Source organism: Pandoraea pulmonicola, from assembly GCF_000815105.2.
Classification (GTDB): domain Bacteria; phylum Pseudomonadota; class Gammaproteobacteria; order Burkholderiales; family Burkholderiaceae; genus Pandoraea; species Pandoraea pulmonicola.
Genome location: NZ_CP010310.2, coordinates 346,232 through 358,309, shown reverse-complemented (window position 1 = coordinate 358,309; position 12,078 = coordinate 346,232). Strand labels below are relative to the sequence as shown.

The window sequence follows — 12,078 nt, the reverse complement described above, 5'->3', positions numbered from 1 at the left end:
CAGCCGGGGAAACGCCATGAACAGGACACGTCAATCGAGTAAAACTCCCGCCTTCACGCTGGCCGCGCTGGCCGTGGCCGCGTGCGGCATGCTGGCCGCGACCGCGCCGGCCGGAGCGCAAACCGCCGTCGGATACGGCGCCGTTGCCAAGGGGGCGTCGGGCAAGCCGGGCGCCGCGGCCGCAAGCGGCGGCGCGCCGATGCAGATGACCATCAGCATGACGCCCTCCGCGCCGCCGGCCAGCGCCGCCGCGGCGTCCGCGCAGGCCAATGTGCGCGGACCGAACTGCACGGGTGAGTTGCGCAACGAGCGCACGGTCGTCGTGCCGATCGGCAAGTCCACCGTGCTGCAGCTCGACGAGCCCGTGCGCAACCGTACCCTGGGCGATCCGTCGGTGGCGCAGGCCGCCATGGTCTCGCCGCGCGCCATGTACCTGCTCGGCCTGTCGGTGGGCACCACCAATATGATCGTGCAGGGCCGCAGCGGTGCTTGCGAGGTCGTGAACGTGGTGGTCAACGGCGACGCCGGCGGCGTGCAGGCCTCCCTTGCGCAACTCATGCCCGAGGAACGCGATATTCGCGTGACGAGTGCGGGCGCCAACCTCGTTCTGGCCGGGCGCGTGTCGAACGCGGTGGCCGCACAGCAGGCCGTGGAGATCGCCAAGGCGTATGCCAAGCGCGGCAATGCCGACGGCACGGTGCTCAACATGATGTCGGTCGACACCCCGCAGCAGGTCATGCTCGAGGTCAAGGTCGCCGAAGTGTCCAAGACACTGATCAACCAACTCGGCTCGGCGCTGAACCTGCAGGGCGGCTTCGGCACGTGGACCGGCGCGCTGGTCAGCAACCTGCTCTCGGGCGCGGCCACGGCGCTGACGGCGTCCAAGGCGAACCGGCTGCCGCTGCAGTTCTCGCTCGACGCGCAGAAGTCCGACAACCTCGTGAAAATTCTCGCCGAGCCGAACCTCGTCACGCTCTCGGGGCAGGAGGCGAGCTTCCTCTCGGGCGGCAAGATCTTCATCCCGGTGCCGCAATCCAATGGTTCGACCACGGTCATCACGCTGCAGCAGGAGGAGTTCGGCGTCGCGCTCAAGTTCCTGCCGACCGTGCTCGACGGCGGACGCATCAATCTGCGCGTCGCGCCCGAGGTCTCGGAACTCTCGCCCACCGGTGTCACGCTCACGGCGACCAACATCAGCGGCGTGAACATCCTGCCGCTGATCACCACGCGGCGCGCCTCGACCACGGTGCAGATGCGCGACGGCGAGACTTTCGCCATCGGTGGACTGGTCAAGAACAACGTCGCCGGCGCGCTCAAGGCATTCCCAGGCCTGGGCGAAGTGCCGGTGCTCGGCACGCTCATGCGCAGCACGTCGTTCCAGAACGATCTGACGGAGCTTGTGTTCATCATCACCCCGCACCTGGTCAAGCCACTGCAGACGGCCGCCTCGGAAGTGCCGATGCCAACCGACAGCTTCACCAGGCCCAACGTCATCGACATCTACGCCACGGGCAACATGGAAGGCCGCGGCCAGAAGTCCTCGCCGTCAGACCCCAACGCGCCCGCGCCGCAACCCGCCGCGACGCCCGGCCCGCAACCGATGCGCCCCTCGTCGTCAGCACCGTCAGCGCCGTCGAGCACGCCCAACCCGGCCAACGCACCCACGTCATCGACCGGTGCTGCGGCAGGTACACCCTCTGCAACGGCACCGGCAGCGCTCCGCCCGGCGCGTAGTGAAGCGCACACCCAGGCGCCGTCCTCGCCCGTGTTCGCCGATGCGAGCTCGCCCTATCTCCATTGATTCTCGTGCTTCGAGGGAACTGCCATGAAAACGCTTACCGCTACCCTGTCCCGCGCCGGCGCCCTGGTGTCGCTGTGCGCAGCTTGCCTGCCGCTGACGGCCTGCATGAGTTCGTCGCCGATCTGGGACGCCCACATGGGCGAGGCCGTGCACAAGGTCATGCAGGCACAGATCATTCATCCCGGCCCGCCGGCCGACGCCGGGCCCATGAGCACCGACGGCAAGGCGGCCGTCTCGGCGCTGAACAGCTACGACAAGGCACTGCGCTCGCCCGCCCCGAGTTCCAACCCGTATGTGATCGGCGTCAGCCAGGGTGGTGCATCGCTTGCACCGAGCAACGGCCCGGGCACGAATCAATAGTGCGTTGACAGGCTCCGACTCAAGGAGGCAAACCGCGATGCGTAACGCTAAGAACCCCTATCGCTCGCGCGCCGCCATGCCACGGCGCGAAGACGGCGCGATCGCCATCGTGGTCGCGTTCGTCCTGGCGGTGCTGATCGGCTTCGCCGGTCTGGCGCTCGACCTGGGCAAGCTCTACGTCACGCGCAGCGAACTGCAGAACAGTGCCGACGCCTGTGCACTGTCCGCCGCGCGTGACCTCACGGGCGCCACGCCGCTGTCGGTCTCCGAGGCCGCCGGCATCGGCGCGGGCCACGTCAACCGCAGCCTGTTCCAGTCGACCAACGTCAGCATGACCGTCAACAGCAGTGTCACCTACAGCACCTCGTCGAGCGGCCCGTTCCAGACCAAGGACAACGTGACCGGCAACATCAGTACGATCAAGTACGTACAGTGCACCACCTCGATGAGCGGCATCGTGCCGTGGCTCATCAGCGTGCTCAACGTCTTGCCGGGCATCGACATCGGCCCGAGCTCGGTCTCGGCGCGGGCCGTGGCGAGCACTACCTCCGCGCAGACCTCCTGCGCCATTCCCGTGTTCATCTGCGACCCATCGAAGTTCTCGCCGGCGGCCAGCTACACGCAGGGCCAGTGGCTGCTGGGCAAGGGCGACAGCCGCACCGGCACCTACAACCAGGGCGACTTCGGCTGGGCCAACCTGAACGGCACCGGCAACGGCACGCCGAATCTGGCCGGGCAATTGACCGGCAGCGGCCAGTGCAATCTACCCGCGATCGGCACCAACATCGGCACGCCCGGCAACAAGTCGTCGCTCGACGATGCCTACAACACGCGCTTCGGGATCTACAAGAAAGGCACGCCACCCAACGACGGCACCTCGGTGACCGATTTCACGGGCTACGCATACACGAGTTCGACCTGGACGACGGGCGCCAACGCCTACAGCGATTTCGTCAACCAGCGCAAGAGCTACACGCCGTACCAGAACATCCCCGGCATGAAGCTCAGCGGCACCGCGGCGGCCGGCTCGGTCTACAGGAGCGGCGCCGACCGCCGCCTGCCGATCGCGCCGATGGTCGACTGCGGCAAGGTCGCATCGTCCACCGGGGCGCCTGTCACCAAGTGGGCCTGCGTGCTGATGCTCGACCCGATGCAGCAAGGCGGCGACATCGACGCGATCCATCTCGAGTACCGCGGCCTGGCCAACGACCCGGGCAGCCCGTGCGCGACGCAGGGCACGCCGGGGCCGACGACGTCAGTCGGGCCGCTCGTGCCGGTGCTCGTGCAATAGGACCGGAGGCCATCATGATCCGCCCCGCGCAAGCGCGCCACACCTCTCGCCGCCCCCGTCGCTCCCTTCGCCCACAGACCGGCGCCGTGGCGGTCGAGTTCGGGCTGCTGCTGCCGGTGCTCCTGATCCTGTTCGGCGGCATGGTCGAGATGGGGCATGCGCTCTACGAATACGACACGCTGACCAAGGCGTCGCGCAATGCCACGCGCTACCTCTCGGAGTATTCGCCCTCGGACCCGACATATCCGATCGCCGCCGCCAAGTGCCTGGCGGTGTCCGGCACCACGGACTGTTCGGGCGCGGCCCTGGCGCCGGACCTGAGTACCGCCAACGTCGTGATCTGCGACCGCAGCAACCCGACGGACGCCAACTGCCAGGACCTCGCGTATGGCAACTACACGGTATACGACACCACCGACAACAACGCGGGTGCCGGCAGCTCGGTCGGCACCATCAACCTCGTCGCGGTAAAGATCGTCAACTACCAGTACACGCCGATCCAGGGGATCCTGAACTTCGCCGGACTGGTGTTCGGCGACATCGCGACCGTCATGAGGCAAGTGCTATGAAACCCGCCGATTTCCATCGCACAGGTGCCGGACGTCATCTCCATCGCCAGCGCGGTGCGGCCGCGGTCGAGTTCGCGCTGGTGGCGGCGCTGTTCATCACGCTGCTGATCGGCATCATGGAGTTCGCGCGCATCCTGTTCTACTGGAACACGGCCGTCGAGGCGGCACGCCTCGGGGCACGCGTGGCGATCGTGTGCGACGTGAACGCCGCGGCGGTCAAGGACCACATGACGAGCCTCATGCCGCAGCTCGCGAACGCGAATATCCAGGTCAGCTACGCACCGGCCGGCTGCGACGTCACGTCCTGCACGCTGGTGACCGTGAGCTACACGGGACTGACCTTCAAGACCTTCGTTCCCTTCGTGCCCCTGAGCCTGACGCTGCCGGCGTTCGCCACGACGCTGCCGCGCGAGAGCCTCTCCAGTGCGACGGGCGACAACGTTTGCAACTGAACGGCCATATCCACAACCCAATCGACAACGAACCCAGAGGCCATCATGTTGAAAGTCCTGCTTGCCTCCCACGCACCCGAGCGCCTCGCATTGCTGGCCAGGCTCGTGCGCGATCATCCCGAATACGATGTCACGACGCTGGCCGCGGCCCCCGCGCAACTGCTCAACGCCGGCGCACGGCTGGACGAATTCGACGCCGCCGTGGTCGATCTGCCCGGCACCCAGCACGGCGAACTGTACGACGTGCAGGTCATGTGCCAGCAATGGCCGAAGCTCGTATGCATCCTGGTGACGCACGAGGCCACGCCAGCGCTGCTCATTGCCGCGATGCGCGCCGGCGCGCGCGACGTGCTGCCCTGGCCACTCGAGCAGCACGCCCTGGACGATGCGCTCGACCGCGTGCAGTCGCAGCACGGGCAGGACGCGCCCCGCCCGCTGCCGTCGATCGCGTTCATGTCATGCAAGGGCGGGGCCGGCACGAGTTTTCTCGCCGCCAACTTCGCGCGCGAGCACGCCGCGCACACCGGTGAGCGCGTACTGCTTGTCGACCTCGATCCCGATTTCGGCGACGCCGCGTTCCTCGTCACCGACAAGACGCCGCCAGCCACGCTGCCCCAGGTCTGCGCGCAAGCCGAGCGCATCGACGCCTCGTTCCTCGAGAGCTGCGTCACCCGTGTCGAAGACGGCTTCGACGCCCTGGCCGGCGCGGGCGATCCCATGGGCAGCCTCGACGTGACCGAGGCGAGTCTCAAACGCATTCTTGCCGCCGCCACGCAGCACTACGACCTCGTCGTGTTCGACGCGGGCCGCACCGTCGACGTACGCGTGACCTGGGCTTTGCAACGCAGCGAGCGCGTGTATGTGGTGCTGCGCGCGAGCATGCCGTTCCTGCGCGCCGCCTGCCGCCTGTTCGATCTGCTGCGCCGGCTCGGCGTACCGATGGACAGGGTCGGCTACCTCATCAACCGGTCGAACCGGCACGACGGCGTGGCGCACAAGGAGCTCGAGCGTGCGCTCGGCATGCCGGCGCTGGCTGTTCTGCCCGAGGACAGCGCCGCCGCGGCCGCCGCCATGAGCCAGGGCGTGCCTGTCGCGCGGGTGGCCAAGCGCAGCGCGATCGCCCGGGCGCTTGCAGCGCTCGTCGTGCGCCAGGCCGCGCGCGCCGGCACGCCGCGCCTTGTCCCGCCCGGCGGCGAATCGCCGTTCGGGCGGTTATGGCGCAAGGCCGACAGAACCGAACGCGCCGCGCCACCGACGCTGGTTTGAACCGCATCGACGAACCGACAGATCGAACCACCGGATTACCCCATCGAATCCAGCCTACCCGGGAGCCTCTCATGCCAGCCATCACACAAACCCTGCCGTTGACGCCCGCCGAGCGGACGACGGCACGCGCGGGCAGCCTGAGCCCGAGCGTCGGCCCGCACTACGCCGAACTCAAGCGCCGCATGCACGAGATGGTGCTCGAGCGCGTCGAACTCGAGAAACTGGCGCGTCTGACCGAATTCCAGGTCAAGACCGAACTCGCGCAGCTCATCGACCGCGTCGTGGGCGAGCAGAACGTGCTCGTCAACGACGCCGAACGGCGTCAGCTCGGCAGCGACATCTACGACGAGATGTTCGGCCTGGGGCCGCTCGAACCGCTGCTGCGCGATGCGACCATCTCCGACATCCTCGTCAACACCCATCGGCGCACCTTCGTCGAGCGCTTCGGCCGCCTCGAATCGACCGATGTCACGTTCTACGACGACGCGCATCTGATGAAGATCATCGAGAAGATCGTCTCGCGCGTGGGCCGCCGCATCGACGAATCGAGTCCCATGGTCGACGCGCGCCTGCCCGACGGCTCGCGCGTGAACGCCATCATCCCGCCCTCGGCGATCGACGGCCCGCTCCTGTCGATCCGCCGCTTCGGCGCCACGCCGCTGCAGATGGCCGACATCCTGCGCCTGGGCACCCTGATCGAGCCGATGGCGCAGGTACTGACCGCGCTTGTCGCGGCCAAGGTCAACATTCTGATTTCGGGCGGCACCGGCAGCGGCAAGACCACGCTGCTCAATATCCTGTCGGCCTCGATTCCGGATGCCGAGCGCGTCGTCACCATCGAGGACGCCGCCGAACTGCAACTCAACCAGCACCACGTGCTGCGGCTCGAGACGCGCCCGCCCAACATCGAAGGCAAGGGTGAGATCACCCAGCGCACCCTCGTGCGCAACGCCCTGCGCATGCGCCCGGACCGCATCATCCTTGGCGAAGTGCGCGGCGCCGAAGCGCTCGACATGCTTAACGCCATGAACACCGGCCACGAGGGGTCGCTCGCCACGATCCACGCCAACGCCCCGCGCGATGCGCTCACGCGGCTCGAGAACATGGTGAGCATGGCGGGCATGCCGCTGCCGTCGCGCGCGATACGCCAGCAGATTGCCTCGGCGATCACCGTGATCGTGCAGACCGCGCGCCTGACCGACGGACGGCGGCGACTGACGAGCCTGCAGGAGATCACCGGCATGGAGGGCGAGATCATCACCATGCAGGAGCTCTTCACCTTCAAGCGTACCGGCGTGGAGCGCGACGGCGCGGTGCGCGGCTACTTCTGCGCGAGCGGCGTGCGGCCGAGGTTCGCCGAACGGCTGCAGACCTACGGTATGGCCTTGCCCGACGCCATCTACGATCCGTCGCACCGCTATGAGGTGTGACGGCGAGCGCAGCGGATTCCGGCAGTCACGGGGAGCAATCGGGGGAAATCGTCATGGGTAATACACCTTTCTACATCTTTGCCGTCATGCTGTTCCTGGCGGTGGTGCTTGCCGTCGAGGGCATCTACTACTGGTGGAGCAACCAGCACAGCGCCGCGGCCAAGCGCATCGAGGCGCGCATTCGCGCCCTGTCGGCGGGCGGAAACGTCGACCGCGAGCACATCTCGATCCTCAAGTCGCGCTTGCTCGGCGGCTCGCCGGGTGTCGAGCGCCTGCTCCTGCGCATACCGCGCGTGCACGCGCTCGACCTGTTCATCGAGCAATCGGGCCTGTCGTGGTCCGTCGCTCGCCTGCTCGCGTGGATGCTGCTGCACGGCCTGGGGTTCGCCATGGTCGTCCTGCTGCTGCCACTGACCTGGCGCCTGGCCGTGCCGGTGGGACTCATCGGCGCGAGCCTGCCGGCGCTATACGTCAGTCACCGGCGCGGCAAGCGGCTCGAACTGCTCGAACGACAGTTGCCGGAGGCAGCCGACACCATCGCGCGCGCCCTGCGTGCCGGCCATGCGTTCTCCGGCGCCATCGAAATGATCGGCAACGAAATGGCGGATCCTATCGGCGGGGAGTTCCGCATCATGTTCGACGAGATCAACTACGGCGTGGGCATCAACGACGCCCTGCGCAACCTCGCCACGCGCGTGCCGATCGACGACCTGCGTTACTTCATCATCGCCGTGATGATCCAGCGCGAGAGCGGCGGCAATCTCGCCGAAATCATGACGAACATTGCCGAGCTCACGCGCGAGCGACTCAAACTGCTCCAGAAGGTGAGAGTGCTTTCGGCCGAGGGCCGGCTCTCGGCGATCATTCTCGAGGTCCTGCCGTTTGGTGTGGCCGGGCTGCTGTTGATCGTCAACCCGACCTTCCTCGAGGTGCTGTGGAAGGACCCGGCGGGCATCAAGATCAGCGCGACGGCGCTGGCATTGATGGCGGTGGGCATGCTCTGGATGCGCCGGATCGTGCGCATCCACGTGTGAGCCCGCACGCGGGCGGCTGGACCAGACAAACCATTCGGGGAGGGCGCCATGTTGCCTTGGAACGAAGGACATATCGCGATGCTGGCGGGAGTATTCCTGGTGACGTTCAGCGTCGTGCTCGGACTCGTGCTGCTGCTCGCGCCGCAGCGCGCGCGTGGACGCGTTGAGAGCATCGAGGGCTTTGGGGGAATCGGGGGCCGCGGTTCGCCGAGTGCGACTGGCGATTCGGGTGACAACCCCTGGGTCGAGCGTCTCGCGAAATGGTCGAAGCCCATTTCGAAACTGTCCCTGCCCAAAGAGGGCTGGGAGTCGTCGACGCTGCGCACCCGGTTCATCAACGCCGGCTGGCGCGACGCCTCGGCCCCGGCGTTGTATTTCGCGGCCAAGACATTATTGGCACTGGCCCTGCCGTTCATCGGCTTCGAGGTCGCGAGTCCGCATTACGCGGCCACGCATCGCGATTTGCTGATGGGGCTGCTGGTACTGCTCGGCGCCATCGGCTACTACCTGCCGAACATGGTCCTTTCGCGCCGCATCGCATGGCGCCAGGGTGTGATCTTCGAGGACTTTCCCGACGCGCTCGACCTCATGACCGTGTGCGTCGAAGCAGGTCTGAGCCTCGATGCCGCGCTCATGCGCGTGGCCGGCGAGATTCACGTCCGCAGTCCGCTGCTGTCCGACGAGTTCGAACTGCTTCTGCTGGAGTTGCGTTCAGGCTTCTCCAAGGAGCAGGCGCTGCGCAACCTGAGCCTGCGCACGGGCGTCGAGGACATCGACACCTTTGTCTCAATGTTGATCCAGGCGGAGCGTTTTGGCACCAGCGTTGGCGCGTCGCTGCGAGTGCTGTCCGAGATGCTGCGGACCAAGCGGCGCCTGCGGGCCGAGGAGCGCGCGGCCAGGATCGCACTGAAGCTGCTGTTTCCGCTGGTGTTCTTCATTTTCCCGACGCTGTTGCTGGTGCTGCTCGGGCCGGCTTTGATCCAGATTTACCGCGTACTGCTGCCGACGCTGTCGGGTTCGCTCTAACCTCGGAAGGACCTTGATCATGCATAGCGAAAAAAAGTTCGACGCATCGTCGATCGAAGGCTGGCTCCCCGACGCTTACGTCGCCGCGCCGATAGTTCCGCCCCTGGCGGTCCCTTCGTTGCCGGATCGCCGCAGTCTGCGAGAGATGGCCGTGGAAGTCTCCGTGCGCCTGGCGGGCGGGCTCGCGCTGGGGGCGTTTGCCTTCGTCGCGTGGCTGCAGTGGAGCGCGGCGCCGGAGCGCATCACCTTGCTGCTGCTGGTCGCCACGTCGTCGCTCACGGTCGGACTGGCGCTCTTCACACGCGTACCGGCCAAGCGCGATTGGCGACTGGTGCCGGTCGTCGTGTCGGTGTGCGGCACATTCTACTTCCTGGCCGTCCGACTCGAGCCCGGCATGCGGTTGATTCCGGAGAACGTCGGTGCGTTCGTGTGCGGCGTGGGAATCCTGTGGCAGTTGTACGCCAAGGCATCGTTGAGACGCTCATTCGGCATCGTTCCGGCCAATCGCGGCATCGTTTCCAGTGGCGCCTATCGATGGGTTCGCCACCCGATCTATCTCGGGTACGTGATTGCGGACATGGGGTTCCTGCTGACCAACTTCGGCGCGTGGAACGTCACGGTGTACGGGGGACTCCTCGCGCTGCAGGTCATCCGCATTCTCCAGGAGGAACGTTTCCTGGCCTCCGATCCGGCCTATGGCGAGTACCGCGCAAAGGTCCGCTACCGAGTCCTGCCCGGACTGTTCTGACCCGTCGTCCTTCAGATATCCCCCGTTCCATACCCCCGGATGGGACGGTTTTGCGCCTGCTTTTCGTAGGCGCTTTTTTTGCCCGCGAAAAGCGCTTCCGAAATTCGAAGCAGCGGGATGCATCTCGGGATGAGACGGGAAACCGGGAGAAATTGGCGTGATTGACGGGGGTATTTCGGCCGTTCGCCGCGCAAGAAAAAGGCCGGGACGCTGATGGCATCTCCGGCCTGGTTTCACGCGATCCCGCGTTACTCCACCGTCACCGATTTCGCGAGGTTGCGCGGCTTGTCGACGTCGGTGCCGCGTGCGCACGCGGTGTGGTACGCGAGCAGTTGCAGCGGTACGACGTGCAGAATCGGCGAGAGCTGGCCGTAGTGCTCCGGCATGCGAATGACGTGGACGCCCTCGGCGTTCGCAATTTCCGTGTCCGAGTCGGCAAAGACGTACAACTGGCCACCCCGCGCGCGCACTTCCTGCATGTTCGACTTCAGCTTCTCGACCAGCGCGTCGCGCGGCGCCACCGTGACCACCGGCATCTGATCGGTCACCAGCGCCAGCGGGCCGTGCTTCAACTCACCGGCCGGATATGCCTCGGCATGGATGTACGAGATTTCCTTGAGTTTGAGCGCCCCTTCGAGCGCGATCGGGTAGTGCAGACCACGTCCCAGGAACAGCGCGTTCTCGCGACGGGCAAACTCTTCCGCCCACGCAATGATCTGCGGCTCGAGCGCCAGCACGCTGTTGAGCGCCGCCGGCAGGTGACGCAGTTGCGTGAGGTAGTCAGCTTCCTGCGTCGCGGACAGACGCCCGCGCAGCTTCGCCAGCGTCAGCGTCAGAAGGAACAGCGCGGTGAGCTGCGTCGTGAACGCCTTCGTCGACGCCACGCCGATTTCCGTGCCCGCGCGTGTGAGGTAGTGCAGCGCCGTCTGACGCACCATCGCGCTCGTACCCACGTTGCAGATCGCGAGCGTGTTCGTCATGCCGAGCGACTGCGCGTGCTGCAGCGCCGCCATCGTGTCGGCCGTCTCGCCCGACTGCGAAATCGTCACCACCAGCGTCTTCGGATTCGGCACGCTGTCGCGATAGCGGTATTCGCTCGCCACTTCGACCTGCGTCGGAATCTGCGCAAGCGACTCCAGCCAGTACTTCGCCGTCATGCCCGAGTAGTAGCTGGTGCCGCACGCAAGAATCAGGATCGAGTCGACGCCGCTCAACGTGGCCTCGGCGTTATCGCCGAAGAGCGTCGGCGAAATGCCCTCCACGCCTTCCATCGTGTCGCCGATGGCACGCGGCTGCTCGAAGATTTCCTTCTGCATGTAGTGGCGATACGGACCCAGCTCCACCGCCCCCGAATACGCCTGCACCGTGCGAACCTCGCGCTGCACGGCGGCATCGTTGCGATCGACGATCTTCACGCCATCGAGCGTGAGCTCGACGACGTCGCCCTCTTCCAGGTAGATGAACTGGTCCGTGGTGCCGGCGAGCGCCAGCGCGTCGGAAGCGAGGAAGTTCTCGCCTTCGCCCACGCCCACGACGAGCGGCGAACCCGCACGCGCGCCGACCACACGGTGCGGCTCCTGCTTGCGGAATACGGCGATGGCGTAGGCACCGTGCAGGCGACGCGTGGCCAGGCGCACCGCGTGGTACAGATCCCCGGCGGCGCCGTTCGTGAGGAGGTGATGAACCAGGTGAGCAATCACCTCGGTGTCGGTCTGCGACACGAACGCGTAACCGAGGCCGCGCAGCTCTTCGCGCAGGCTCTCGTGGTTCTCGATGATGCCGTTGTGCACCAGCGCCACTTCGTCGCGCGAGAAGATCGGATGCGCGTTGTCCGTGATCGGCGCGCCATGCGTGGCCCAGCGCGTGTGGGCGATGCCGGTCTCGCCGGCCAGATGGGTTTGCGCGAGTTGCTCGTCGAGGTCCGCCACGCGCGACACGCTGCGTGCGCGCTGCGGCACCCCATCCTTCAACACGGCCACGCCGCACGAGTCATAGCCGCGATACTCCAGGCGACGCAGCCCTTCGACCAACACCGGTACCACATTACGTCGCGCCACCGCGCCGACAATGCCGCACATATTCGCTTCCCTTTACGCCAGAG

Annotated in this window: 11 protein-coding genes; 10 read left to right on the top strand and 1 reads right to left on the bottom strand. The window is 66.6% G+C overall.

Annotated elements, in window-relative coordinates; all coding sequences use genetic code 11:
- The first annotated feature begins 16 nt into the window (after window positions 1-16).
- From RO07_RS01520 to RO07_RS01475, 10 genes are all read left to right on the top strand, one after another.
- Window positions 17-1,801 (top strand): type II and III secretion system protein family protein, encoded by a 1,785-nt coding sequence (locus RO07_RS01520; RefSeq protein ID WP_052266930.1) that lies wholly within the window; start codon window positions 17-19, stop codon window positions 1,799-1,801.
- 24 nt (window positions 1,802-1,825) lie between these two features.
- The gene (locus RO07_RS01515; protein ID WP_052266929.1) at window positions 1,826-2,161 is read left to right on the top strand and encodes a hypothetical protein; all 336 of its coding nucleotides are present in this window, start codon (window positions 1,826-1,828) and stop codon (window positions 2,159-2,161) included.
- Window positions 2,162-2,198: 37 nt separating this feature from the next.
- Complete coding sequence (locus RO07_RS01510; protein WP_052266928.1) at window positions 2,199-3,452, top strand: pilus assembly protein TadG-related protein; 1,254 nt, start codon at window positions 2,199-2,201, stop codon at window positions 3,450-3,452.
- A gap of 14 nt (window positions 3,453-3,466) precedes the next feature.
- Window positions 3,467-4,021, top strand: a complete 555-nt coding sequence (locus tag RO07_RS01505) for a TadE/TadG family type IV pilus assembly protein (protein ID WP_052266927.1) — start codon at window positions 3,467-3,469, stop codon at window positions 4,019-4,021.
- Window positions 4,018-4,473 (top strand): TadE/TadG family type IV pilus assembly protein, encoded by a 456-nt coding sequence (locus RO07_RS01500; RefSeq protein WP_039407456.1) that lies wholly within the window; start codon window positions 4,018-4,020, stop codon window positions 4,471-4,473. The genes RO07_RS01505 and RO07_RS01500 overlap by 4 nt, the downstream gene beginning before the upstream one ends.
- Window positions 4,474-4,518: 45 nt before the next feature.
- Entirely contained in the window at window positions 4,519-5,739 is a 1,221-nt protein-coding gene (locus tag RO07_RS01495) for a CpaE/TadZ family protein (protein WP_039407453.1), read from the top strand.
- A 71-nt stretch (window positions 5,740-5,810) separates the two neighbouring features.
- Window positions 5,811-7,169: a CpaF family protein gene (locus RO07_RS01490; RefSeq protein ID WP_039407450.1), complete on the top strand. Its 1,359-nt coding sequence runs from the start codon at window positions 5,811-5,813 to the stop codon at window positions 7,167-7,169.
- A gap of 53 nt (window positions 7,170-7,222) precedes the next feature.
- The gene (locus tag RO07_RS01485) at window positions 7,223-8,203 is read left to right on the top strand and encodes a type II secretion system F family protein (protein ID WP_039407446.1); all 981 of its coding nucleotides are present in this window, start codon (window positions 7,223-7,225) and stop codon (window positions 8,201-8,203) included.
- A 48-nt stretch (window positions 8,204-8,251) separates the two neighbouring features.
- Window positions 8,252-9,229 carry a type II secretion system F family protein gene (locus tag RO07_RS01480; RefSeq protein WP_039407443.1) on the top strand — a complete coding sequence of 326 codons (978 nt, stop codon included), beginning with the start codon at window positions 8,252-8,254 and terminating at the stop codon, window positions 9,227-9,229.
- Between the two features lie 19 nt (window positions 9,230-9,248).
- Window positions 9,249-9,977, top strand: a complete 729-nt coding sequence (locus tag RO07_RS01475; protein WP_335645803.1) for a methyltransferase family protein — start codon at window positions 9,249-9,251, stop codon at window positions 9,975-9,977.
- A gap of 248 nt (window positions 9,978-10,225) precedes the next feature.
- Here the strand turns inward: RO07_RS01475 and glmS are convergent, their stop codons facing one another.
- Window positions 10,226-12,055: a glutamine--fructose-6-phosphate transaminase (isomerizing) gene (glmS, locus tag RO07_RS01470; RefSeq protein ID WP_039407441.1), complete on the bottom strand. Its 1,830-nt coding sequence runs from the start codon at window positions 12,053-12,055 to the stop codon at window positions 10,226-10,228.
- Window positions 12,056-12,078: the final 23 nt, after the last annotated feature.